Raw genomic sequence first — 23623 nt, 5'->3', positions numbered from 1 at the left:
TCTAAGGTGGGACGGTGAAGGATTTCATCGCCGGACTGCCCAAGTGCGAGCTGCACCTGCACATCGAGGGCACGCTGGAGCCCGAGCTCAAGTTCGAGCTGGCCAGGCGCAACGGCCTCGAGCTGCCCTATGCGACGGTCGAGGAGATGCGGGCGGCCTACACCTTCGACAGCCTGTCCTCCTTCCTGACGATCTACTACGAGGGCATGCGGGTGCTGCGCACCGAGCCCGACTTCTACGACCTGGCCATGGCCTACCTGCGCAAGGCCGCCGAGCAGAACGTCCGCTACGCCGAGATCTTCTTCGACCCGCAGGCGCACACCTCGCGGGGCGTGCCGTTCGACGTGGTGATCCGGGGGCTGCGGCGGGCGCTGATGGACGCGCACGCGCAGCTCGGGGTGCGGGCGCAGCTGATCATGTGCTTCCTGCGCGACTTCCAGGCCGAATACGCGATGGCGACGCTGCTGGAGTCGCTGCCGTACAAGGAGTGGATCGCCGGGGTCGGGCTGGACTCCGACGAGAAGGGCAACCCGCCGAGCAAGTTCGCGGCGGTCTACGAGCGGGCCCGGCAGGAGGGCTACCTGCTGACCCTGCACTGCGACGTGGACCAGGACAACGCGATCGAGCACATCCGCCAGGCCATCGAGGACATCGGCGTCGACCGGATCGACCACGGCGTCAACATCCTGGAGGACCAGCGGCTGGTCGAGGCCGTGCTGGCGCGGGGCATCGGGCTGACCTGCTGCCCGATCTCCAACGGCTACGTCACCGAGTCGATGAAGGCCGAGGGCATCCGCAAGCTGATGGACCTGGGTGTGCGGGTGACGATCAACTCCGACGACCCGGCCTATTTCTCGGGTTACGTGGCGGAGAATCTGGTGGCCGTCCAGGAGGCCCTGCAGCTCGGCCGGGAGGACCTGGCCCAGCTCCAGCGCAACGCCTTCGAGATCACCTGGCTGCCCCGGCGGCTCAAGGACGCCTATGTCGCCGAGGTCGACGCTTATGTCTCGTGACGGCGTCACCGAGCCGCTAGCCTAGGAACACAACCGTGCACCCCGACGCAGCGAGCGCGAGGGATCGTGGTCAACCGGCTGAGCGTGCCCAGCGGCATCGAGGAGTTCGAGCGGGCACTCGCTGAGTGCGTCACCATCGCGGAGCGGGCGATGCCCGACTCCCCGATGCTCAGCGTCGCGCTGTGCGCGGAGGGCGGCCTGCGCACCGTGGCCCGCTCGCACGCCCGGGCCGAGCTGCTCGACGGGTTACAGGTGGCCGCGGGGCAGGGGCCCGTCCTCGACACGATCGACAGCGGGCGGCCGGTGACGGCGCGCGATCTGGCTGCCGGCTCCCCGTGGCCGCGTTTCACGGCGGAGTGGCCGGAGATACGCGCCGTGCACTGCGAGCCGCTGGAGTCGGAGGGCGCGCTGCTCGGCGTGCTCACGCTCTACTCCTACCGCTCGGCCGGGTTCGCCGGGGAGACCCGGGTCGCCGTGGGCGTCACCGCCGCCCACATCGGCCTGCTGTTCCGTACGGCGCTGGACGTGGCCCGCATGCGTGAGGTGGCGGCGCAGCTCAAGGAGGCGCTCACCACCCGTGCGATCATCGACCAGGCGCTCGGCATCGTCATGGCGCAACGCCGCTGCACCGCCCAGCAGGCGTTCGAGGTCCTCCGCCACGTCTCCCAGGACCGGAACGTCAAGCTGCACCAGATCGCGGCCTCGATCGTGGAGCAGGTGAGCGGCGAGCCGGCGCAGCGCTCCCGCTTCGAGGAGCCGCCGCCCCGCATCGAGCGCTGACACGCACGAGGTCGCGGACGGCGGGACGCCGGCGGCGAGGCATCATGGAGTGAGCTTTTCCGAGGAAGGGACCTGACCACGTGCGGCACGAGAAGACCCCCGTTCTGGCGGTGACCCCGGGGCCGGCCTCGGGGGTCAGGGGGGCGATCGCCGGCAACCTGCGGCGCACCCGGCTGGCCCGCGGGTTCAGCGTGCGCGAGCTGGCCGAGCTGACCGGGGTGAGCAAGGCGCTCATCTCGCAGATCGAGCGGGGCGTGGCCAACCCGACGATCGAGGTGCTGACCAGGCTGGCCACCTCGCTGGTGCTCACGTTCGCCGAGCTGACCAGGACCCACCTGGTGGAGCCCGAGGTGATCCGCCGGGGCGAGGGCGAGCCCCAGGTGGTCGGCGACACGACGGTGCGCAGCCTGTTCGCGGCGGCGGACCGGCGGCGGTTCGAGCTGGCCGAGGGCGACCTGCCGCCGATGACGCGCAGCGCCAAGAGCGCCCACGAGCGCGGGTCCGTCGAGCACGCCTACGTGGTCTCGGGCACGGTCAGCGTCGAGACCGACGCGTGGACGGTGCGCCTGGGCGAGGGCGACGCGGTGCGCTTCGCGGCCGAGCTGGACCACGTCTACGTCACCGGCGAGGCGGGCTGCCGGGTGCTGACGCTGATCTCGTTCTCCGAGGACTGACGGGCACCGACGAGAGCTGAGGAGGACCGGCTAGGGCCAGTCGCCGGAGCCGTCGGGCACGCTGGCCGGCAGCTCCCGGGTGTAGGCGTGGCCGGGGTCATCGAGCACCCGCTCCACCGGGCCGCTCTCCACGCACTCGCCGGCCCGCAGGACGTAGAGGCGGTCGGCGAGCTGGCGCACCACGGCCAGGTCGTGCGTGATGAACAGCAGGCCCATCGACAGCCTCTCGCGCAGCCCAGGCGAGCAGGGTGAGCACCTGGGCCTGCACGGAGACGTCGAGCGCCGACACGGGCTCGTCGCAGACCAGCAGCCGGGGCTCGCCGGCCACCGCGCGGGCGATGGCCACGCGCTGCCGCTCGCCGCCCGACAGGTTGGCCGGCCGCAGCCCGGCCAGGGCCGGGTCGAGGCCCACCAGCTCCAGCAGCGCGGCCACGTCGGCGGGGCGGCCGTCGGCCTCGAGCGCCTCCTTGAGGGTGGCGCGCACGGTGCGGGCGGGGTTGAGGGTCGAGTACGGGTCCTGGAAGATCATCTGAACGGTCCGCCGCGCCCGGCGCACGTCCTTGCGGGCCATCCGGGTGTAGTCGGAGCAGTCCTGCCCGCCGAGCAGGATCGTGCCGGAGTCCGGCCGCTCCAGCCCGGTCACGCAGCGGGCCAGCGTCGTCTTGCCGGAGCCGGACTCGCCGACGACGGCCACGATCTCGCCGGGGGCGACGGTCAGGCCGACGCCGGCGAGGGCGGGCCCGGTGGCTCCCGGGTACGTCTTGCGCAGCTCCCGCACGTCGAGCACCGGCTCGGCGGAGGCCCGTACGGGCGCCGCGACGCCCACCGGCGGCGGCGCCACGGGCAGCTCGCCGGCCCGCACGCACGCCGACGACCACCCGGTGCCCCGGAGCTCGGGCGTGCCCGCCAGGCACCGGTCGGCGACGTGCGCGCACCGGTCGGCGAACCCGCACCGGCCGGTCACCGCGTCGTGCGCCGGCACCGACCCCTGCACCGACGGGATGGCCGCCAGGCGACGATCGGCGGGCGGTTCGGCGGCCAGCAGCGCCCTCGTGTACGGGTGCCGCTGCTCCTTCCGCAGCTCGGCAGCGTTGGCCACCTCCATGACCCGCCCCGCGTACATGACCACGACCGGTCGCACATCGAGAACGCCACCCGCAGGTCGTGCGTGATCAGCACGAACGTCATGTCCCGCGCCCGCTGGACGCGCCGGATGAGCGCCAGCACCTCCCGCTGCGTGGTGGCGTCCAGCGCGGTGGTGGGCTCGTCGGCGACCAGGATCCGCGGCCCGGCCGCCAGCGCCGCGGCGAGCCCGACGCGCTGCCGCATCCCTCCCGAGAGCTGGAACGGGTACCGCCCCGCCACCTCGGCCCCGAGCCCCACCTCGGCGAGCAGCCGGGTCACCTCGCCCTTGGCGTCGATCCCGCACGGCAGGCCGTCGGCGATCTGCCTGCCCGCCCTGCGCAGCGGGTTGAGCAGCGTGAACGGGTCCTGCATGAGCAGGGAGACGGTGCCGCCGCGCATCCGCCGCAGCGTCCGGGGGTCGTCGTCAACCCGGCGGCCGTCGATGTGCACCTGCCCGTCCGACTCCAGTCCGGCGGGCAGCAGCCCGAGCAGCGCGCGCACGGTCAGCGACTTGCCCGACCCCGACTCGCCGACGATCGCCACCGACTCCCCCGGGCCGGCCTCGAAGGACACCTCGGAGAGCAACGTACGCCCGGAGGCGGGCTGCCGTACGGTCAGGCCGTTCACGCTCAGCATGTCAGCGTGCCCTTCCGCGCCGGTCGACGCGCTCGTGCAGCCAGTCGCCCACGACGTTGAGCGCCGCCGCGGTGGCGATGATGGCCAGGCCGGGGGCGATGACGGCCCACGGGTTGGTCAGGAACTGGGTACGGTTGTCGGCCAGCGTCCGTCCCCAGTCGGGCGACCCGGCGGGCACCCCGAGGCCGAGGAACGACAGCGACGACAGCGACACCAGCGCGTACGCGAAGTTCACGAACGCCCCGGCCAGGCTGACGGAGGCGACGTTCGGCCAGATGTGCCGGGTCATGATCCGCCAGGAGGAGAGGTTCTTGAGCAGGGCGGCCTCGACGTAGGGCCGGTGGCGCTGCTCCAGCACCGCGCCGCGCACGACCCGCGTGTCCGTGGGCGCGAACAGCACCACCAGCACGGCGATGGCCGGCCCGTAGCCGCCGCCGAGCACGCCCGCCACCACGATGGCGACCAGCAGCGCGGGCAGCGAGAACATCAGGTCGGCCCAGCGCATGGCGAGGGTGTCCGCCCAGCCGCCGAGGTATCCGGCGGCCAGCCCGATCAGGTTGCCGATCAGCATCGACCCGGCGGCCACCGCGAGCGCGCCTGGCACCGCCGTACGAGCCCCGGCGACCAGCAGTTGCAGCACGTCCCGGCCCAGGTCGTCGGTGCCGAGCGGGTGGCCAGGACCCGGCAGGGAGATGCCGGTCATGAGGGAGTCCAGGCGAACGACGCGTCGGGGGCCTTGAGCTTGATCGTGACCTCGGAGGCCCCGGTGGCCTCGACGGAGTCCACGTCGGCGTAGGCGTAGGCGAACGCGGTGGTCGAGCCCTTCCTGGCGTGCAGGTTCAGGCTGGCCACGACGTCGGCGGCGGTCAGCGGGGTCTCGTCGGAGAAGGTCACGCCGGAGCGGATCCGGTAGACGTACGTGGTCGCGTCCTTCCTGGTCCACGACTCGGCCAGGGACGGCTGGAGGCTGCCGTCCTGGCCCACTCCCACCAGGGCCTCCTGGACGAGGAGGGCGACGACGTAGTTCATGATGCCCGCCTCCTTGCCCGCGTCCAGCGAGCCGATGGAGGACGGCAGGGCCACCCGCAGCGTGTCCAGGGGAGCCTGCCCGGACGGTGGCGCGGTGGCGTCGTCGGAGCCGCACGCGGCCAGGAACGCCGGGAGGGCCGCGACGAGCGCGGCGGACCGCAGGATGGAACGCCGGGAGAGGGGCAGTTCGGCCACCGGGGGACCCTACTTTCACGCGACCGGCCAACCCGCCTAGCTGCAGTGTCTACCGGCAAAATCCAATTGGCGCATGAGAGTATTCGGTCGTTCCGTCGCCGGTCAAACCCACTCCTCGAATGGGGAATACGGGGTCAGGGTCAGGCGCGGCGCATGACCACGCGCGGCGCGACCTCGATGCCCAGCTCGCGCTCGTGCTCGACCAGCGCCCGCAGCTCCGGGCCCCACTCGGCCTCGGGCATCACGGAGAAGCCGTGCCGGGCGTACCACGGCGCGTTCCAGGACACGTCCCGGTACGTCGTCAGCGTCACGGCCGGCGCGCCCGCGGCCCGCGCGTGGTCGATCACGGCCGTCACCAGGCGCCCGCCGATCCCCTGGCGCATGCTGCCGGGGTGCACGGCGAGCTGGTCGAGGTGCAGGTTGCCGTCGACCCATCCGATCAGCGCGAAGCCGGCCGGAGGCGTCCCCTCGACCAGCACGGCACTGGGGTCGTCGACCTCTTCGATCATCGTGGTGCCGGGCGGGAACACGATGCCCACCTGCTCGAACAGCCGGTCGGCGGCCAGCTCGATGGAGACCAGCCCGGGCAGCTCGCCCGCTTCCGCCCATCGCACCATGGCGACACGATCTCATGTTTCGGGCGGATGTCGCAGCTCGTATTAGGGTTGAAGATCGTAGGCCCGGCTGTGCGGAGCCGGGACCCTCTCCTCACGACGTGCCCACGGCCTGTTCGGGCGTGGGCACGTCGTGTGCGGTCATGTCGCGTGCGGCGTGGAGACCTCAGAGGTCGAGCAGCGGCTCCAGGCCCACGGTGAGACCGGGCAGCTCGCGCACCCTGCGCACGCCGAGCAGCACGCCCGGGGTGAAGGCGGCCCTGCTCATCGTGTCGTGCCTGATCGTGAGGATCTCGCCGTCGCCGCCGAGCAGCACCTCCTGGTGCGCGATCAGCCCGGACAGGCGCACCGCGTGCACGTGCACGCCGCCCACGTCGGCCCCGCGGGAGCCGTCGAGCGCGGTGCTCGTCGCGTCGGGCATCGCGCCCATCCCGGCCTTGGCCCGTGCCTCGGAGACCAGCTCCGCCGTGCGGCGGGCCGTGCCGGAGGGCGCGTCGGCCTTGTTGGGGTGGTGCAGCTCGACGATCTCGACGGACTCGAAGTGGCGGGCCGCCTGCTGGGCGAAGTGCATCATGAGCACGGCCGCGATGCCGAAGTTGGGGGCGATCAGGCAGTTGGTGCCGGGGTTGGCCGCCAGCCAGCCCCGCACGGTCCGCAGGCGCCCCTCGTCGAACCCGGTCGTGCCCACCACGGGGTGGACGCCGTGGCCGATGGCCCATTCGAGATTGCCCATGACCACGTCGGGATGGGTGAAGTCGACCACCACCTCGGCACCCGACAGGCCCTCGATGGGGTCGTCCTTGTCGAGCGCGGCCACCAGCTCCATGTCGGTGGCCGCCTCGACCGCCTTGCACACCTCGACGCCCACACGCCCTTGGGCGCCGAGCACACCTACCCTGATCACAGGAAAACCCTATCGGACGGCGTCGGTGAAGTCCTTGTCGCCGTACGGGCCGATCACGGCGAGCGTGAGCGGCCGGTTGAGCACGTCGCGGGCCACCTCGGAGATCTCGTCGGGGGTGACGGACTCGATGCGCGACAGCACCTCGTCCACCGACATCAGCTCGTCGTAGACCAGCTCGTTCTTGCCGATGCGCGACATGCGCGAGCCGGTGTCCTCAAGACCGAGCACGAGCCCGCCGCGCATCTGCCCCTTGCCGCGCATGATCTCGTCGGCGCTCAGGCCCTCGGCCACCACCCTGGACACCTCGTCCCGGCAGATCTTGAGCACGTCGTCGATCTTCGACGGCAGGCAGCCCACGTAGATGCCGAACTGGCCGGTGTCGGCGTAGGCCGAGGTGTAGCTGTAGGCGGAGTAGGCCAGGCCGCGCTTCTCCCGGATCTCCTGGAACAGCCTGGACGACATGCCGCCGCCTAGCGCCGCGTTGAGCACGCCCAGCGCGAACCGGCGCTCGTCGGTGCGGGACAGGCCGGTCGTGCCGAGCACCAGGTTGGCCTGCTCGGTGGGCCGGTCGAGCACCGCGACGCCGGAGTGCGTCTCGGCACCCGGTCCGCTCGTGCGCGGCGGCGCGAACTCGGCCGGGCCGACCAGCGCCCCGGCCCGTTCGTACGCCCGGGTGACCAGCTCGACGACCTCTTCGTGCCGGATGTTGCCGGCGACGGACACGACCGTGCGGCGGGGCCGGTAGTAGCGGCGGTAGTACTCGGCGATCCGCTCCCGCCCGAGGGCGTTGATGGAGTCGACCGTGCCCAGGATGGGCCGGCCGATCGGCGAGTCACCGTAGAGCGCGGCGGCGAACTGCTCGTGCACCACGTCAGAGGGGTCGTCATCGTGCATGGCGATCTCTTCGAGGATCACGCCCCGCTCGGACTCGACGTCCTCGTCGGTCACCAGCGAGCTGGTCACCACGTCGGCGAGCACGTCGACCGCGATCGGCAGGTCCTCGTCGAGGACCCGCGCGTAGTAGCAGGTGTATTCCTTCGCCGTGAAGGCGTTGATCTCGCCGCCGATCCCCTCGATGGAGGCGGAGATCTCCATGGCGTCGCGCGTGGGCGTGCCCTTGAACAGCAGGTGCTCAAGGAAATGGGTGGCCCCCATGTGCTCGGGGGCCTCGTCACGCGAGCCGATGCCGACCCACATGCCGACCGCGACGCTCCGCACGGTCGGCATGGTCTCGGTCACCACGCGCAGCCCACCCGGGAGGACGGTGCGCCTTACCACCCCGGCTCCGTCCTTGCCGGGGTGCAGCGTGGTCGTCGTCACGAGTTCCGGTCGTCCCCATCGCTGCGGGTGCTGCGCACGCGCGTACGGGTGCGGCGCGGCCGGTCGGACTTCTCCTCGGCGGCCGGAGCGGCGTCCTCGGTCTGCTCGGGACCCTCGGCGGGACCCTCGCCACCGGTGGCGCCCTTCGCCTCCTTCTCGGCGGCCTCCTTCTCGATGACCTCGACCGGCACCAGCGAGAGCTTGCCCCGGCCGTCGATCTCGGCGATCTCGACCTGGACCTTCTCGCCGACGCTCATGACGTCCTCGACGTTCTCGATCCGCTTGCCGCCGTGCAGCTTGCGGATCTGGGAGACGTGCAGCAGGCCGTCCTTGCCGGGCATGAGCGAGATGAACGCGCCGAACGCCGCGATCTTGACGACCGTGCCCAGGTAGCGCTCGCCGACCTCCGGCATGTGCGGGTTGGCGATCGCGTTGATCGCCGAGCGGGCGGCCTCGGCGGACGGCCCGTCGGTGGCGCCGATGTAGATCGTGCCGTCGTCCTCGATGGTGATCTCGGCGCCCGTGTCGTCCTGGATCTGGTTGATCATCTTGCCCTTCGGGCCGATGACCTCGCCGATCTTGTCGACCGGGACCTTGATGGTGATGATGCGCGGCGCGGTCGGGTTCATCTCCGCCGGGGAGTCGATCGCCTCCTGCATCACGTCGAGGATCGCCAGGCGGGCGCCCTTGGCCTGCTTGAGCGCGCCGGCCAGCACGCTGGCCGGGATGCCGTCGAGCTTGGTGTCGAGCTGCAGGGCGGTGATGACGTCCTTGGTGCCGGCGACCTTGAAGTCCATGTCGCCCATGGCGTCCTCGGCGCCGAGGATGTCGGTCAGCGTGACGTAGGTGTCACCCTCGCCGATCAGGCCCATCGCGATGCCCGCGACCATCTCCTTGAGCGGCACGCCCGCGTCGAGCAGCGCCATCGTGGAGGCGCAGACCGAGCCCATCGAGGTGGAGCCGTTGGAGCCGAGCGCCTCGGAGACCTGGCGGATGGCGTACGGGAACTCCTCGCGCGTGGGCAGCACGGGGATCAGCGCCCGCTCGGCCAGCGCGCCGTGACCGATCTCGCGGCGCTTGGGCGAGCCCACCCGGCCGGTCTCGCCGGTGGAGTAGGGCGGGAAGTTGTAGTTGTGCATGTAGCGCTTGGTCCGCTCGGGGTTGAGCGTGTCGATGACCTGCTCCATGCGCAGCATGTTGAGGGTGGTGATGCCCATGATCTGGGTCTCACCGCGCTCGAACAGCGCCGAGCCGTGCACCCGGGGCACCACGTGGACCTCGGCCGACAGCGCGCGGATGTCCTTGGTGCCGCGGCCGTCGATGCGGATGCCCTCCTTGACGACCCGCTCGCGCATGAGCTTCTTCATCACCGAGCGGAACGCGGCGGAGATCTCCTTCTCCCGGCCCTCGAACTCGGGCAGGAGCTTCTCGGCGGCCAGCGCCTTGACCTTCTCCAGCTCGTTCTCGCGCTCCTGCTTGCCGGCGATGGTCAGCCCGGCGGCCAGCTCGGTCTTGATCGCGGCCTCGACGGCGGCGTAGACGTCTTCCTGGTATTCCAGGAACACCGGGTATTCGGCCGTCTCCTTCGCGGCGACCTGCGCGATGCGCGACTGCGCCTCGCACAGCACCTTGATGAAGGGCTTGGCGGCGTCGAGACCCTGGGCGACGGTCTCCTCGGTGGGCGCGACGGCGCCCTCGGCGACCAGCTTGAGCGTGTCCTTGGTGGACTCGGCCTCGACCATCATGATCGCGACATCGCCGTCGTCGAGCACGCGGCCCGCCACGACCATGTCGAACGTCGCCCGCTCCAGCTCGTGGTGCGTCGGGAAAGCCACCCACTGGCCGTCGATCAGCGCGACGCGCACGCCGCCGATCGGGCCGGAGAAGGGCAGGCCCGCGAGCTGGGTGGACAGGGACGCGGCGTTGATCGCGACCACGTCGTAGAGGTGGTCGGGGTTGAGCGCCATGACGGTGGCGACGACCTGGACCTCGTTGCGCAGGCCCTTGACGAACGACGGGCGCAGCGGCCGGTCGATCAGCCGGCAGGTGAGGATGGCGTCCTCGGAGGGACGGCCCTCACGGCGGAAGAACGAGCCGGGGATGCGACCCGCGGCGTACATCCGCTCCTCGACGTCGACCGTGAGCGGGAAGAAGTCGAACTGCTCCTTCGGATTCTTGGACGCGGTGGTCGCCGACAGCACCATCGTGTCGCTGTCGAGATAGGCGACGGCGGAACCCGCCGCCTGGCGCGCGAGCCGTCCGGTCTCGAACCGGATCGTACGCGTGCCGAATGAGCCGTTGTCTATGACGGCTTCAGCAGTGTGGACACCCTCCACGGGGGACCTCCTTGTGGTCGGTCTCCCGCGCCCTTTTTCTCACCGGCACCCTCGTTAGGTGCAGCGCCGGTCTTCGATCGAAGCGCCCGGTCATTCTTACCGGAAGCCACTACCGAGGACCGGCCCGCAGGCGTCGCGGGTCGCATGGTGCTGAACGGACGCGGGGGCTGTGTGTCTCGGATTTTCAGTTTTACGTCAGGCGCTGGGCTGTTTCACGCCGCCACGCGCCTGGCCCTATGGGGTCCTACCCCATATGAGAAGGGAGCGGCGCGGACGCCGCTCCCTTTCATGCTATCGGCGCAGGCCGAGCCGCTCGATGAGCGAACGGTAGCGCTGGATGTCGACCTTCTGCAGGTACTTCAGCAGGCGGCGCCGGCGCCCGACGAGCAGCAGCAGACCACGACGGCTGTGGTGGTCGTGCTTGTGCGTCTTCAGGTGCTCGGTGAGCTCGCTGATGCGCTTGCTGAGCAGCGCGATCTGCACCTCGGGCGAACCGGTGTCGCCTTCGGCCGTCGCGTACTCACTGATGATGGTCTTCTTGGCAGCGGTGTCGAGGGACACGGCTCTCCTTCGAACTACGGACACGCGCGAATGAGATGAGGTCGCGAACAACCGTGCGTGCCTACAGTCGCCGCGTGAAGGCCGTCATGGGCAGCGCGCAGCACCGCCGCTACAGAGCCGACATGAAAGGTTACCACCTCATGTCCAGTGCTCGGGCGGCCCGTCATGGACGAGTGTCAGCTCGTCAGGCGCCGGGCGTCAGGTCGTCAGGCGCCGGGTGGCCGCCACGTCGGCGTGGATCTGGGCGATCAGCTCGTCGATCGAGTCGAACCGGGTGTTGCCGCGCAGCCGCGCCGCGAACTCCACCGCCACGTGCACGCCGTAGAGCTCCAGATCGTCCCGGTCCAGCGCGTACGCCTCCACCGTGCGCGGCACGCCCTCGAACGTCGGGTTGGTGCCGACCGAGATCGCCGCCGGCCAGCGCTCCCCCTCGTACAGGGCGGGCAGGTTGGCCACCGGAACGCACTCCAGCCATCCCGCGTAGACCCCGTCCGCCGGGATCGCGGTGTGTTGCGGGGTCTCGACGTTGGCCGTGGGGAAGCCGAGCTGGCGCCCGCGCTGGTAGCCGCGCACGACCACGCCCTCCACCCGGTGCGGGCGGCCGAGCCGGTCCGCCGCGCCCGCCACGTCGCCCGTGACGAGCCGCTCGCGGATCGCGGTCGAGGAGACGGCGTCGAGCTCGGGCACGGCCTCCACCTCGAAGTCGTACTTATCGCCCAGCGTCCGCAATGTCTCTACATCCCCGCTGGCGCCCTGCCCGAACAGGAAGTTCTCCCCCACCACCACGACCGCGGCGCGCAGCCGCTCGGCCAGAACGTTCTGGGCGAACTCGTCGGGGCTGTTACGCGACAGGCCGAACGTGAACGCCACCGTGTCGATCTCGTCCACCCCGAGCCCGCCCAGCAGCTCGGCCCTGCGCCGCGCGCTGGTCAGCCGCGGCGGGTGCGACCCGGGCCGCACGACCTCGTCCGGATGCGGCTCGAACGTGACGGCCACGCTGCGCAGCCCCCGCTCGCGAGCGACGGAGACGGCTCGCTCGACCACCCGCTGGTGCCCTCGGTGGACTCCGTCGTACACGCCGATGGTGACGACAGACCTCTCCGAACCCTGCACACTAGGCCCCATTCGCTCGTCGCCGGATCAACCCGTACAAGCCTGCCATGCGGCTCGGCATTCCCTCCAATCGAGGGGACTATCATCGGGCATCATGCCTCGTTACGCGCTTCTGATCCTGCCTGCCTTCAACCGGGTCTACGGTGAGAGCTCCATCCGGCTGACCCGCAGTGAGCTGGCCGTCTTCAGCGCGCGTGCCCTCGGCGGCGTGGTGCTGGACAGCGAGGAGACGCGGATCGGCGGCGTCCCCTACGTGACGTTCGAGACGACCCGGCCGCTCGACGACGCCGACCTCGCGCTGCTGTCCAACCTCTCCTCCGTCTACGCCGTCTTCGGGATGGAGGGCGAGCTGCTCAGGCCGCAGACCATGCGGCCGCGCGACCGGCTGAGCAGCGACCTGATCACCATCCAGAAATACGCCGGCAAGACCAACGAGCACTTCACCAAGCTGCTGCTCAACGTCACCGCGCTGGCGGGCGACAAGGGCCTGGCCGACGGGCTGTCGGTGTTCGACCCGCTGTGCGGCCGCGGCACGACCCTCAACCAGGCCCTCATGTACGGCTACGACGCCTACGGCCTCGACGTCGACGCCAAGGACTTCGAGGCCTACACCGGCTTCGTCAAGACCTGGCTGCGCAACAAGCGGCTCAAGCACACCGCCGAGACCGTACCGGTGCGCCGCGAGCGGGCCCTGGCCGGGCGGCGGTTCAACGTCACCTTCGGCCTGTCGAAGGAGGCGGTCAAGGCCGGCGACGTGCAACACCTGACCGTGGTCAACGCCGACACCCTCAAGAGCCGCGAGTTCTTCAAGCCGCGCTCGTTCGACCTCCTGGTGACCGACGCCCCCTACGGCGTCCAGCACGGCAGCAAGGGCGGCGCGGGCCTGTCCCGAAGCCCTCTGGAACTGCTCGCCCGGGCCGTGCCGGTCTGGGCCGAGCTGCTGCGGCCGGGCGGGGCGATGGGCATCGCCTGGAACACCTACGGCGGCAAGAGCGCGGAGCTGGCGAACATCTTGGGAGACGCCGGCCTCGAGGTCGTGACTTATCCAGACTTCGAGCATTGGGTGGACCAAGCGATCGTCCGCGACATCATCGTCGCCCGCAAACCCGCCTGAGAGCTCCCCGGGATCACTCCGGCACGTCGAACCGGTTGCTCTTCACGGCCTCCACAAAGGTGCGCCATTCTTCGTCGCTGAAGTCGAGAACCGGGCCGTCACATCCGCGCTTGCTGTCCCTGACCTTGACCCGGCCGTCGCAGATGGCCACTTCCACGCAGCTCCCACCGTTGCACGCCCGCCGCCATGCACCGTGATGGGCAGAGGATCCGTCCGCCATGCGCTCTCCCTTGGAGATCGGCCAGTGACGCCCGTACGCGACACACCGCTCTCGCGATACCAAGCTTCAGTGAGTTTGCAGTCACCCTACTAGTGCCCACGTCTACACAACCGGAGTTGGCGACGACAGCCCCGGCCACGCGTCGCGACTAGAACAAGTCGTGCTTGCCTGCCTTGACCTCCTCGACGAAGCGGGCCCAGGCATCGACCGCGTAGAGCCGGTATCCCTTCTCAGGACTCTTGGAGTCGCGAACGGCGATCATGCCGTCGATGTAGGCGACTTGCACGCACTGACCGCCACTGCAGTGACTGGCGGCTCGCCACTTCAACGCCGGTGAGATCGCGTCCTCTGATGATTTCATCACCAGGCCCCTGTCTGTCCGTTTCAGCGTCGAAAAACGGGCGATCTATTCGCCGCTGAAGCAACCGATCAAGAATTTGCAATGGTCTCACGAGACGCCAAGATCCGTATTTTCATGTGTGGTAGCACTGCCTGATCTCTTCGACCAGCTTGACGGAAGCCGCAGGTGACAGTGCGGTCTTCCGCAGCTGGTCAATGGCCTCGCGATAGATGGCCACGGTCGCCGGTTTTTCCAGATATTCCACCGAGTCGATCGCCTCGTGGAAGACGATCCAGGCCGGCGTCGGCTCACGGAGCTCGAAGAGCATGAACGAGTCGTCCATCCCCATGTACGCCCCTCTGCGGAACGGCACCACCTGCAGCGTCACCCGACGCGTCTCCGCTATCCGGACGATGTGGTCGAGCTGCTCGTACATCGTGCGAGGACCCCCCACCTCCCGGTGGAGCGCCGCTTCGTCCAGGAAGACGCAATAGGGCAACGGCGGGTCCTCCGACAGCCGCGCCTGGCGCTTCATCCGGGCCTGCACCCGCCGCTCAAGCACTTCCGAAGCGATCCCGGGAAGGATTCCGCGGATGAGCGAGCGCGCGTACTCCTCAAGCTGGAGCAGCCCCGGTAGATATGTGATCTGCAGCTCGGTGATCGCAGACGCCGCGGACTCGATATCCATATACGTGTAGATAGCGGCGTCCCCTAGATCTCCGAACTCCTGCCTGAGCCCCTGCTGGCGTGACTCTGATGCCAAGGCCACCAGCTTGTTCACCATGTCCTGGTCACTGACGCCGTAGATCTCGCTCAGCTCCCTGACGTCACGTTGAGTCGCCCCACGCTGCCCATTTTCCATACGGCTGATCTTGGTCGGGCTTACTAGCAGCTTGTTGGCGACCTCTTCGATCGTCATGCCGGTGTTCTGCCGCATCTTCTTCAGCTGGGTTGCAAGCTGACGTCTGCGCAACGTCAGGTTCGTCGTGGGCATTGCTCGTCCCGAAGATCGTCAATGCCCACGCGATCCCCTTTTCTCGGTAGACAATGCATGCCACTTGAAAGTGGCAATTGCCAAACGGTTTCACGGTCTTTCACCAGTGACAAGTACCGGTGACACTACTAACAGGAGGTGCTCCTTGCGTGATCCGCCAAGTACTTAGGGAAGTGTCCCGGCGCCTGCCGGGACCATATCTGGACAGAGTCGTCCGCTCACTCCAGTCACAAGAGTTCGCCGTTCACTCTAGAGACGGCCCCTGCGACTTCTCAACGGAATCGAGCGATTCACCAACCATGAGCATTCAGCGGCAGCAGCCGCCATCGCGGGCGAAGGCCCCGCAACCCATCATCGTCATCATCCTGGTCCTGGTCATCAGCCTCCAGGCCGGCTACAGCCCAGACCAGATCCGAGAAGTCATCTCCATCGTTCTCGTCGCGCTCATCGCGCTCATCGCGGCGCTCGCCGTGCGTTCCCCGGTCGACGAATAGATGAGAGGCCCGCAGCGTATGCCGCTCCGCGCTGTGGAGCCTCTACCGCGAAGCTCGCGGTAATCCCGCGGCACCGCACGACCGGCACCGCACCAGCCACGGTGCCCGGTCAGAACCGGTGTCGTCCACTGGAGCACAGGACCGTGGAATCAACCGACGAAGACGGCCAGGGGCTTGGCCACCCGGCCCTGCTCCTCCACCAGCGCCAGCAGCTCACCCTCCGGTCCGAACACCCCGATCGGGCCCGTGCCGAGCCCGGCCGCGGGCAGCCGCCCGCCGTGCCCGATGACGCGGGCCTCCTCGGCCGTGACGTCCCGGCGCGGGAACGCCGCCGCCACCGCCTCGCCGATCGGCAGGATCACGCACTCCCCGGCCAGTTCCTCGATGGTCTTGGCCAGGGTGAGGTCGTAGGGCCCCACCCGGGTGCGCCGCAGCCGCGTCAGGTGCCCGCCCACCCCGAGCGCGGCGCCCAGGTCGCGGGCCAGCGCGCGGATGTAGGTGCCGCTGGAGCAGGTCACGACCGCGTCGACGTCCACGACGTCACCAGACGCCCGGATGTCGAGCACGTCGAACTGGCGCACGGTGACGGGCCTGGCGACCAGCTCGACCTCCTCGCCCGCCCGCGCCTTCTTGTAGGCCCGCTGGCCGTTCACCTTGATCGCGCTGACCTGCGGCGGGATCTGCATGATCTCGCCGGTCAGCGCCGCGACGCCCTTGTGGATCTCGGCCTCCGTGACACCGGCCGCCGAGGTCGTGGCGGTGGCCTCGCCCTCGGCGTCATCGGTGTTGGTGCTCACGCCGAGCCGGATCGTGGCGGTGTAGACCTTCTCGGTCAGCGTCAGGTGCCCGAGCAGCCTGGTCGCCTTCTCCACGCCGATCACCAGCACGCCCGTCGCCATCGGGTCGAGCGTGCCGGCGTGCCCCACCCGGCGGGTGCCCGCGATGCGCCGCATCTTGGCCACCACGTCGTGGGAGGTCCATTCGCCCGGCTTGTCGACGATGATCAGACCGCTCTCGGCCATCAGGAAACCTTCCCCAGCTCGCGCCGGAACTTCGCCATGGTCTCCTCCACGGTGTCGTGCGAGGTGTACCCGGCCGCGTTGTGATGCCCGCCGCCACCCAGCGCCGCGCACACGGCCGCCACGTCGGCGGTGCCCTTGGACCTGGTGGACACCTGCCAGTCGCCCTGGTCGTCCTCCTTGAGCACGACCGTGACCTCGGCCTCGTCGGTGCGGCGCACGATGTCGATGATTCCCTCGAGCTCCGCGTACGGCAGCCCGTACGCGGCCCGGTCCACCCGCGTCACGTACGTCCACACCAGACCGCCCTCCAGCTCCACCCGGTCGAGGGCGGCGGCCAGCACCTTGAGGTAGCCGAACGGCGAGCGGTCCCACAGCTCGCGGGCGATCTCGTCGGTGTGCAGCCCGGTGGCCACGAGCCTGGCCGCCATCTGGTGCACGGCCGGCGTGGTCGAGGAGTAGCGGAACGACCCGGTGTCCGTCACCAGGCCGGCGTACAGGCAGGTGGCGATGTCCCGGTCGAGCCGGCCGCCGAGCCGGTAGACGAGCTGCTCGGCCAGCATGGCGGTGGCGGCGGCCTTGGCGTCGATGAGGCTGAGCGTGCCGAACCCCGCGTTCGACGGGTGGTGGTCGACCACGACGAGCTCGCGCGCCACGGCCGCGTTGGGGCCCAGCAGCCCGAGCCGCTCGAACGTCGAGGAGTCGAACACGATCATCAGCTCGGGCGCGGCCGGATAGTCCGACGGCGGCACCAGCATCTCCTGCCCCGGCAGGAACCGCAGCAGCCGCGGCACCGCGAAGTGCCGGTCGCCGAACGACGCCACCACCCGCTTGCCCATCGAGCGCAGCACGAACGCGACCGCCAGCATCGAGCCGAGCGCGTCGCCGTCGGGGGTGACATGGCAGGCCAGCGCGACCTCGTCGGCCTGGCTGATCAGCCGCAGCGCCCGATCCCACGAGGACTCCGGGATCGGGCAGGTGTCCGCCGGCCGCGCGTCCAGGCGCGCCGGGCGGTCGGCCCGGTCGCGTACGTCGGGCGTCACGCCTGGTCTTCCCTACTGACTTCCGAGCTCAGCTCGGACACCGCGTCGACACCCTCCTCGTCGGGCTTCCTGTAGGGATCGGGCTCGCCCGCGTACGACGCCGTCTGGGCCTGCCGCGCCACCTCGGCGTCGCGCGCCCGGGCGGCGTTGATCAGGTCGTCCAGATGACGGGCGCTGTCGGGCAGCGGGTCGTGCTTGAACGTCAGCGTCGGGGCGAAGCGTACGCCGGTCTGGCGGCCCACCTCGGAGCGGATGATCCCCTTGGCGCTTTCGAGGGCGGCGGCACTGTCGGCCCGCTCGGCGTCGGAGCCGAACACCGTGTAGAACACCGTCGCATCGCGCAGGTCGGCGGTGATGCGGGTGTCGGTCACGGTGACGAAGCCCAGGCGCGGATCCTTGATCCGTCGCTCCAGCATCTCGGCGACGATCTGCTGGATGCGATCGGCGAGCTTGCGCGCTCGTGCGGCATCCACCATGTTCGCTCCCCCTCACGCACGACCTGGCCGTGCAGTCGTTCAATCTTCGTCGTTGTAGAGCCGATGCCGGGCCGACAGCAGCTCGATCTCGGGGCGGAAAGCCACCATCCGCTCGCAGGCGTCCAGCAGTTCCTTGCAGTTACCCGCGGAGGCGGACACTACCGCCACGCCGACCTCCGCCCTGCGGTGCAGGTCGAGATGGCCGGTCTCAGCCACCGCGATGCTGGGGTAACGGCGCTGCAGCTCGGCGATCAGCGGCCGTACGACAGAGCGCTTCTGCTTCAGCGATCTGACGTCGCCGAGCAGGATGTCCAGGGTCAGAGCACCCACATACATCGTTGTCAACCACCGCTTGGCCTGGTGTGGTGAACGCACGCCCGGCCTGCTGCGGTGGGAACCAGGCCAGGGCGTGCGAGAGGCGCCCCGCGGATGTCCCGCCGGGCGCCCGGCCGCGCGTCACACGCGCGGCTTCTCCCGCATCTCGAACGTCTCGATCACGTCGTCGATCCGGATGTCGTTGTAGCCGACACCGATACCGCACTCGAAGCCCTCGCGGACCTCGGTCGCGTCATCCTTGAAGCGACGCAGGGACGAGACGGTCAGGTTGTCCGCGATGACGACGCCGTCGCGGATCACCCTGGCCTTGCTGTTGCGGACGATCACGCCGGAGCGGACCAGCGAACCGGCGACGTTGCCGATCTTCGGCACCTTGAAGACCTCGCGGACTTCGGCGGTGCCCATCTGGACCTCTTCGAACTCGGGCTTGAGCATGCCCTTGAGCGCCGCTTCGATTTCCTCGATCGCCTGGTAGATGACCGAGTAGTAGCGGATGTCGACGCCCTCGCGCTCGGCCAGGTCGCGCGCCCGAGGCTCGGGGCGGACGTTGAAGCCGATGATGACCGCGTTGTCGTCGGCGACGGCCAGGTTGACGTCGTACTCGGTGATCGCGCCGACCGCGCGGTGCAGGACACGAAGCCTGACCTCGTCGCCGACATCGATCTTGAGCAGGGCGTCTTCCAGGGCCTCCACCGAACCGGAGACGTCACCCTTGATGATGAGCTTGAGCTCGTCGACGCGGCCCTTCTCGAGGTTGCTGAACAGCTCCTCGAGAGTCAGGCGGCGGCTCGACTTCGCCATGTCGGCGCTGCGCTTGCGCGCCGCGCGCTGCTGGGCGATCTGCCGGGCCATCCGGTCGTCGGTGACCACGATGAAGTTGTCACCGGCGCCGGGAACGGCCGTCAGACCCATCACCAGGACCGGACGGGACGGCGTGGCCTCCTCGACCGCGTCGCCGTTGTCGTCGAGCATCGCGCGGACGCGGCCGAAGGCCTCGCCACACACGATCGAGTCGCCGACGCGCAGGGTGCCGCGCTGGACCAGGACGGTCGCGACAGGGCCGCGGCCCTTGTCGAGGTGAGCCTCGATCGCGATGCCCTGGGCGTCCATCGTCGGGTTGGCCCGCAGGTCGAGCTCGGCGTCCGCGGTCAGCAGGATGGCCTCGAGGAGCTCGTCGATGCCCGTGGCGTTCTTCGCCGAGATGTCGACGAACAGCGTCGAGCCGCCGTATTCCTCCGCCACCAGGCCGTATTCGGTGAGCTGGGCCCGGACCTTGTTCGGGTCGGCGCCCTCCTTGTCGACCTTGTTGACCGCGACCACGACCGGCACCTCGGCCGCCTGGGCGTGGTTGAGGGCCTCGATCGTCTGCGGCTTCACACCGTCGTCGGCCGCGACCACCAGCACCGCGATGTCGGTGGACTTGGCGCCTCGGGCACGCATGGCGGTGAACGCCTCGTGACCCGGGGTGTCGATGAAGGTGATCTTCCGGTCTTCGCCCTCGTGCACGGCGGCGACCTGGTAAGCACCGATGTGCTGGGTGATGCCACCCGCCTCGCGCGCCACCACGTTGGTCTTGCGGATGGCGTCGAGCAGCTTGGTCTTACCGTGGTCGACGTGACCCATGACGGTCACGACCGGCGGACGCGCGGCCAGGTCGGCCTCGTCGCCCTCGTCCTCGCCGAACTCGATGTCGAAGGCCTCGAGAAGCTCGCGGTCCTCCTCCTCCGGGCTGACGACCTGGATGTTGTAGTCCAGCTCGGCCCCGAGCAGCTGCAGCGTCTCCTCGTTGACCGACTGCGTCGCGGTCACCATCTCGCCCAGGTGCAGCATGATCTGCACGAGCGAGGCCGGGTTCGCGCCGATGCGGTCGGCGAAGTCGGACAGCGACGCACCGCGCGGCAGGCGGATCGTCGCGCCGTTGCCGCGAGCGACCTGCACACCGCCGATCGCCGGCGCCGACATGTTGTCGAACTCCTGGCGCCTCTGGCGCTTGGACTTGCGGCCACGCGCGGGACGGCCGCCGGGGCGCCCGAAGGCTCCCGCGGTGCCACCGCCACGGCCACGACCGCCGCCACCGGGACGACCGCCGAAGCCGCCGCCACCGCCGCCGGGACCACCGGTGCCGGTGCGCTGGCCGGTGCCGCCGCCACCCGGGCGACCGGCGAAACCGCCGCCACCGCCACCGGGACGACCGCCACCGCCGCCACCACCGGGACGGCCACCGCCGCCACCGCCGGGACGACCGCCACCGCCACCGCCGCCACCGCCGGGACGGCCACCGCCGCCACCACCGGGACCGGCAGGACGACCCTGCGGCATCATCATCGGGTTGGGACGCGGGCCACCCGGACGGGGACCACCGGCGCCGGGACCCGGACGCGGGCCGCCGGGGGGCGGGCCCGGACGCGGGCCGGCCGCGCCGGTCCTGCCCTCGCCACCGCCACGACCCTGCGGCGGACGCGGCATCGCGCCGTCGCGCGGCGGACCGTCACGACGCTCACGCTGGCCGGGACCGCCACCGCCCTCGCGGTTGCCGCCCGGACGCGGCGGACGGGACTGACCCATGCCGCTGGCGTTGGAAGAGAACGGGTTGTTACCAGGACGCGGACCACGCGGGCCGGGCTTGGGACCCGGTCCGGGGCGAGCGCCACCGCCGCCACCGGGGCGCGGCGCCTGCTGGGAGCCGCCACCGGCACCCGGACCGCCCGAACGAGGCGCCGGGCCGGGCTTGGGGCCGGGACGGGGCGCGGGCCCAGGCCGCGGGCCCGGGGTCGGACGAGCGGACGCACCGCTCTCGGGACGGGTTGGCGCCCCGCTCTCGGGACGAGCGGGCGCACTCTCGGAACGAGCGGGCGCGCCGCTCTCGAAACGCGCCTGCGGAGCCCCTGAAGTCTCACCGCGCGCGGCCTCAGGCTGCTGCTGCGGCTGGTGAGGCATCGGCACCGGCGGGCGCGGCTGACCGCCACCCGCGGGGCCTGGACGCGGACCGGGCTTGGGACCCGGACGCGGTGGGGCGGGGACCGACGCCTGTCCGGCGCCGTTACCGGCCTGGCTGTCCGCCGGCCGGGGAGCAGCCCTTGGCGGCTGCGGCTTGTTGGACGGCTGACCGCCGCCTCTCGAGGGGCCACCCTTGGATGCCCCCAACGCTTCGGTGAGCCTGCGGACCACCGGCGCTTCGATGGTCGAGGACGCCGAACGGACGAACTCTCCCATCTCTTGGAGCTTGGCCATGACGACCTTGCTCTCTACGCCGAACTCCTTAGCGAGCTCGTATACCCGGACCTTCGCCACTGCACTCCCTTACTCGGCCCGGGAGGCTGGCTGTGCCGTCCGGACCGTCGCTACCTTGACGTCTTCATCGCCGCGTGCTCATCAGGCGCTCATAGCAATCTGACTCCGCCCATCAACTCGGCGTCCTACATGACATTTCGTGGTTCTCCCTCCAGGTGCGCCCGCACGGGCGACACGTCAAGCGGCCCCGGCACGCGGAACGCGCGCGGAAACGCTCGGCGCCGCTCGGCAAGCTCCAGACAGCTTATGGACGGGTGCAGCGATGCACCTCGGCCAGGAAGCCGTCCTCGCAGGTCAAGGACCACGTGGTCCTCGACCCTCACCAGGCGGAGCAGCTCGGACTTAGCCGTGCGAACCCTGCAGCCCACACAGGTGCGCTGTGGGACCGCTTGGCCACCATATTCCAGCTTACCGTGTTGACGCATCTACGGAACCGGCGGCGTCCTCGGCTTGTGTATCGGGCCGGATGTCGATCCGCCATCCTGTGAGTCTCGCGGCGAGCCGGGCATTCTGCCCCTCTTTCCCGATGGCCAGCGAGAGCTGGTAATCGGGCACGGTCACCCGGGCCACACGCCCGTCGAGATCGAGAACCTCGACATGGGAAACGCGGGCGGGCGACAGGGCATTCCCCACGAAGTCGCCGGGATCCTCCGACCAGTCGATGATGTCGATCTTCTCGCCGTGCAGCTCGGTCATCACGTTGCGCACGCGCGAGCCCATCGGCCCGATGCAGGCGCCCTTGGCGTTGACGCCGGGCTTGCGCGACCGGACCGCGATCTTCGTACGGTGGCCGGCCTCGCGCGCCACCGCCGCGATCTCCACGGTGCCGTCGGCGATCTCCGGCACCTCGAGCGCGAACAGCTTCTTCACCAGCCCGGGATGCGTGCGCGACAGGGTGACCGAGGGGCCCTTGTGGCCCTTCTTCACCTGCACCACGTAGGCGCGGATGCGCTCACCGTGCACGTATTCCTCGCCGGGGACCTGCTCGGCGTGCGGCAGCACGGCCTCGATCTTGCCGAGGTCGACCAGCACCACGCGCGGGTCCTTGCCCTGCTGGATGACGCCGGAGACCAGCTCGCCCTCGCGGCTGGCGAACTCACCGAAGTTGATCTCGTCCTCGGCGTCGCGCAGCTGCTGCAGGATGACCTGCTTGGCAGTGGTGGCGGCGATCCTGCTGAAGTTGTTAGGCGTGTCGTCGAACTCCCTGACGACCTCGCCCTCCTCGTCCAGCTCGGCCGCCCAGATCATGACGTGACCGCTGCTGCGGTCGAGCTCGGCCCGCGCCTTGGAGGCGGCGCCGTCGGTGCGGAAGTAAGCGATCAGCAGAGCGTCCTCGATCGCCTTGACGACCAGGTCGAAGGAGATGTCCTTCTCCCGCTCCAGGCTGCGCAGGACGCTCATGTCGATGTCCACGACGGCTCCCCCTTAGCCTTCGTCGCCGTCGACGTCGTCGTCGAATCGGCGGAATTCCACCTGTACCCGTCCCCGGGTCAGGTCTTCGTAATCAAGCCTGTGTGCCGCGCCCGCGACGTCGAGCTCGACGCCGCCCTCATCGGCGGCCATGATGCGGCCCTCCACCACGGTGCCGTCCCTCAGCTCCGCCTTCACCAGCCGCTTGGCCGCACGGCGCCAGTGGCGCGGCTCGGTGAGGGGACGGTCGACGCCTGGCGAGGAGACCTCGAGCGTGTAGGCACCCTGGCCCATCGAGTCGTCGTCGTCCAGGGCCGCGGAGACGGCCTGGCTCACGTCGGCCACGTCGTCGAGGCTCACGCCGCCGTCACGGTCGACGATCACGCGCAGCAGCCGTCTTTTGCCTGCCTGGGTGACCGTGATGTCCTCCAGGTCGAGGCCCTCCGCGCTGACCACGGGCTCCAGGAGCTTCATCAGGTGGTCGCGGGGTGATGCGCTGCCCATATCGACCTCCCCTATTGTCATGTCTCAGCCGGGCGGACCTCGCCACTGGCTCCCCGCCGCCTGGCCGCTCAGCCAGCGACGA

25 protein-coding genes and 1 pseudogene are annotated in these 23623 nt (G+C 70.0%); 5 read left to right on the top strand and 21 right to left on the bottom strand.

Annotation, left to right across the window (positions count from 1 at the left end):
* The first annotated feature begins 14 nt into the window (after nucleotides 1–14).
* The 3 genes from ACBJ59_RS42835 to ACBJ59_RS42825 all read left to right on the top strand — a co-directional run bounded on the left by ACBJ59_RS42835 (nucleotide 15) and on the right by ACBJ59_RS42825 (nucleotide 2467).
* Entirely contained in the window at nucleotides 15–1013 is a 999-nt protein-coding gene (locus tag ACBJ59_RS42835) for an adenosine deaminase (RefSeq protein WP_375115832.1), read from the top strand.
* 66 nt (nucleotides 1014–1079) lie between these two features.
* Nucleotides 1080–1793, top strand: a complete 714-nt coding sequence (locus tag ACBJ59_RS42830; protein WP_375115831.1) for a GAF and ANTAR domain-containing protein — start codon at nucleotides 1080–1082, stop codon at nucleotides 1791–1793.
* An 80-nt stretch (nucleotides 1794–1873) separates the two neighbouring features.
* Nucleotides 1874–2467 (top strand): helix-turn-helix domain-containing protein, encoded by a 594-nt coding sequence (locus ACBJ59_RS42825; RefSeq protein ID WP_375115830.1) that lies wholly within the window; start codon nucleotides 1874–1876, stop codon nucleotides 2465–2467.
* 97 nt (nucleotides 2468–2564) lie between these two features.
* Here ACBJ59_RS42825 and ACBJ59_RS42820 read toward each other — a convergent pair whose 3' ends face one another.
* The 10 genes and pseudogenes from ACBJ59_RS42820 to ACBJ59_RS42775 form a co-directional block, all read right to left on the bottom strand.
* The gene (locus tag ACBJ59_RS42820) at nucleotides 2565–3566 is read right to left on the bottom strand and encodes an oligopeptide/dipeptide ABC transporter ATP-binding protein (protein ID WP_375115829.1); all 1002 of its coding nucleotides are present in this window, start codon (nucleotides 3564–3566) and stop codon (nucleotides 2565–2567) included.
* 167 nt (nucleotides 3567–3733) lie between these two features.
* A pseudogene (locus ACBJ59_RS42815) lies at nucleotides 3734–4228 on the bottom strand (ATP-binding cassette domain-containing protein); the annotation flags it as partial.
* A gap of 1 nt (nucleotide 4229) precedes the next feature.
* Nucleotides 4230–4931: an ABC transporter permease gene (locus tag ACBJ59_RS42810; RefSeq protein WP_375115828.1), complete on the bottom strand. Its 702-nt coding sequence runs from the start codon at nucleotides 4929–4931 to the stop codon at nucleotides 4230–4232.
* Nucleotides 4928–5452: an ABC transporter substrate-binding protein gene (locus ACBJ59_RS42805; protein WP_375115827.1), complete on the bottom strand. Its 525-nt coding sequence runs from the start codon at nucleotides 5450–5452 to the stop codon at nucleotides 4928–4930. The genes ACBJ59_RS42810 and ACBJ59_RS42805 overlap by 4 nt, the downstream gene beginning before the upstream one ends.
* Before the next feature lie 140 nt (nucleotides 5453–5592).
* Nucleotides 5593–6069 carry a GNAT family N-acetyltransferase gene (locus ACBJ59_RS42800; protein ID WP_375115826.1) on the bottom strand — a complete coding sequence of 159 codons (477 nt, stop codon included), beginning with the start codon at nucleotides 6067–6069 and terminating at the stop codon, nucleotides 5593–5595.
* Nucleotides 6070–6232: 163 nt separating this feature from the next.
* Nucleotides 6233–6970, bottom strand: coding sequence for a 4-hydroxy-tetrahydrodipicolinate reductase (gene dapB, locus ACBJ59_RS42795; protein WP_375115825.1), 738 nt, complete (start codon nucleotides 6968–6970; stop codon nucleotides 6233–6235).
* 9 nt (nucleotides 6971–6979) lie between these two features.
* On the bottom strand, nucleotides 6980–8290 hold the full coding sequence (locus ACBJ59_RS42790) for a M16 family metallopeptidase (RefSeq protein WP_375115824.1): 1311 nt from the start codon (nucleotides 8288–8290) through the stop codon (nucleotides 6980–6982).
* Nucleotides 8287–10626: a polyribonucleotide nucleotidyltransferase gene (locus ACBJ59_RS42785; RefSeq protein WP_375115823.1), complete on the bottom strand. Its 2340-nt coding sequence runs from the start codon at nucleotides 10624–10626 to the stop codon at nucleotides 8287–8289. The genes ACBJ59_RS42790 and ACBJ59_RS42785 overlap by 4 nt, the downstream gene beginning before the upstream one ends.
* 291 nt (nucleotides 10627–10917) lie before the next feature.
* The gene (gene rpsO / locus ACBJ59_RS42780; protein ID WP_090945762.1) at nucleotides 10918–11187 is read right to left on the bottom strand and encodes a 30S ribosomal protein S15; all 270 of its coding nucleotides are present in this window, start codon (nucleotides 11185–11187) and stop codon (nucleotides 10918–10920) included.
* Between the two features lie 198 nt (nucleotides 11188–11385).
* Nucleotides 11386–12312: a bifunctional riboflavin kinase/FAD synthetase gene (locus ACBJ59_RS42775; RefSeq protein WP_375115822.1), complete on the bottom strand. Its 927-nt coding sequence runs from the start codon at nucleotides 12310–12312 to the stop codon at nucleotides 11386–11388.
* An 82-nt stretch (nucleotides 12313–12394) separates the two neighbouring features.
* Here ACBJ59_RS42775 and ACBJ59_RS42770 point away from each other — a divergent pair, with 82 nt between their 5' ends.
* Complete coding sequence (locus ACBJ59_RS42770; protein ID WP_375115821.1) at nucleotides 12395–13414, top strand: TRM11 family SAM-dependent methyltransferase; 1020 nt, start codon at nucleotides 12395–12397, stop codon at nucleotides 13412–13414.
* 13 nt (nucleotides 13415–13427) lie between these two features.
* On the opposite strand, the gene ACBJ59_RS42765 is transcribed toward ACBJ59_RS42770, so the two are convergent.
* From ACBJ59_RS42765 to ACBJ59_RS42755, 3 genes are all read right to left on the bottom strand, one after another.
* Nucleotides 13428–13634 carry a DUF397 domain-containing protein gene (locus ACBJ59_RS42765; RefSeq protein ID WP_375115820.1) on the bottom strand — a complete coding sequence of 69 codons (207 nt, stop codon included), beginning with the start codon at nucleotides 13632–13634 and terminating at the stop codon, nucleotides 13428–13430.
* 148 nt (nucleotides 13635–13782) lie between these two features.
* Complete coding sequence (locus tag ACBJ59_RS42760; RefSeq protein ID WP_375115819.1) at nucleotides 13783–13995, bottom strand: DUF397 domain-containing protein; 213 nt, start codon at nucleotides 13993–13995, stop codon at nucleotides 13783–13785.
* A 112-nt stretch (nucleotides 13996–14107) separates the two neighbouring features.
* Nucleotides 14108–14968 carry a helix-turn-helix domain-containing protein gene (locus ACBJ59_RS42755; protein ID WP_375115818.1) on the bottom strand — a complete coding sequence of 287 codons (861 nt, stop codon included), beginning with the start codon at nucleotides 14966–14968 and terminating at the stop codon, nucleotides 14108–14110.
* Between the two features lie 299 nt (nucleotides 14969–15267).
* On the opposite strand from ACBJ59_RS42755, the gene ACBJ59_RS42750 reads away from it, so the two are divergent.
* Complete coding sequence (locus ACBJ59_RS42750; protein WP_375115817.1) at nucleotides 15268–15462, top strand: hypothetical protein; 195 nt, start codon at nucleotides 15268–15270, stop codon at nucleotides 15460–15462.
* A 149-nt stretch (nucleotides 15463–15611) separates the two neighbouring features.
* Here the strand turns inward: ACBJ59_RS42750 and truB are convergent, their stop codons facing one another.
* From truB to rimP, 8 genes are all read right to left on the bottom strand, one after another.
* Nucleotides 15612–16484, bottom strand: coding sequence for a tRNA pseudouridine(55) synthase TruB (gene truB, locus ACBJ59_RS42745; RefSeq protein ID WP_375115816.1), 873 nt, complete (start codon nucleotides 16482–16484; stop codon nucleotides 15612–15614).
* The gene (locus ACBJ59_RS42740; protein ID WP_375115815.1) at nucleotides 16484–17524 is read right to left on the bottom strand and encodes a bifunctional oligoribonuclease/PAP phosphatase NrnA; all 1041 of its coding nucleotides are present in this window, start codon (nucleotides 17522–17524) and stop codon (nucleotides 16484–16486) included. The genes truB and ACBJ59_RS42740 overlap by 1 nt, the downstream gene beginning before the upstream one ends.
* Complete coding sequence (gene rbfA, locus ACBJ59_RS42735; protein ID WP_364130411.1) at nucleotides 17521–18000, bottom strand: 30S ribosome-binding factor RbfA; 480 nt, start codon at nucleotides 17998–18000, stop codon at nucleotides 17521–17523. The genes ACBJ59_RS42740 and rbfA overlap by 4 nt, the downstream gene beginning before the upstream one ends.
* 39 nt (nucleotides 18001–18039) lie before the next feature.
* Nucleotides 18040–18336, bottom strand: coding sequence for a DUF503 domain-containing protein (locus ACBJ59_RS42730; RefSeq protein ID WP_375115814.1), 297 nt, complete (start codon nucleotides 18334–18336; stop codon nucleotides 18040–18042).
* Between the two features lie 120 nt (nucleotides 18337–18456).
* Entirely contained in the window at nucleotides 18457–21627 is a 3171-nt protein-coding gene (gene infB / locus ACBJ59_RS42725; RefSeq protein WP_375115813.1) for a translation initiation factor IF-2, read from the bottom strand.
* A 125-nt stretch (nucleotides 21628–21752) separates the two neighbouring features.
* Nucleotides 21753–22052 carry a YlxR family protein gene (locus tag ACBJ59_RS42720; protein WP_375115812.1) on the bottom strand — a complete coding sequence of 100 codons (300 nt, stop codon included), beginning with the start codon at nucleotides 22050–22052 and terminating at the stop codon, nucleotides 21753–21755.
* Nucleotides 22036–23040 carry a transcription termination factor NusA gene (nusA, locus tag ACBJ59_RS42715; protein WP_364130402.1) on the bottom strand — a complete coding sequence of 335 codons (1005 nt, stop codon included), beginning with the start codon at nucleotides 23038–23040 and terminating at the stop codon, nucleotides 22036–22038. The genes ACBJ59_RS42720 and nusA overlap by 17 nt, the downstream gene beginning before the upstream one ends.
* A 12-nt stretch (nucleotides 23041–23052) precedes the next feature.
* On the bottom strand, nucleotides 23053–23541 hold the full coding sequence (rimP, locus tag ACBJ59_RS42710) for a ribosome maturation factor RimP (protein ID WP_375115811.1): 489 nt from the start codon (nucleotides 23539–23541) through the stop codon (nucleotides 23053–23055).
* Nucleotides 23542–23623 lie beyond the last annotated feature (82 nt).

The organism is Nonomuraea sp. MTCD27, from assembly GCF_041950495.1.
Taxonomy (GTDB): Bacteria; Actinomycetota; Actinomycetes; order Streptosporangiales; family Streptosporangiaceae; genus Nonomuraea.
This window is presented reverse-complemented; position numbering and strand designations above follow the sequence as displayed.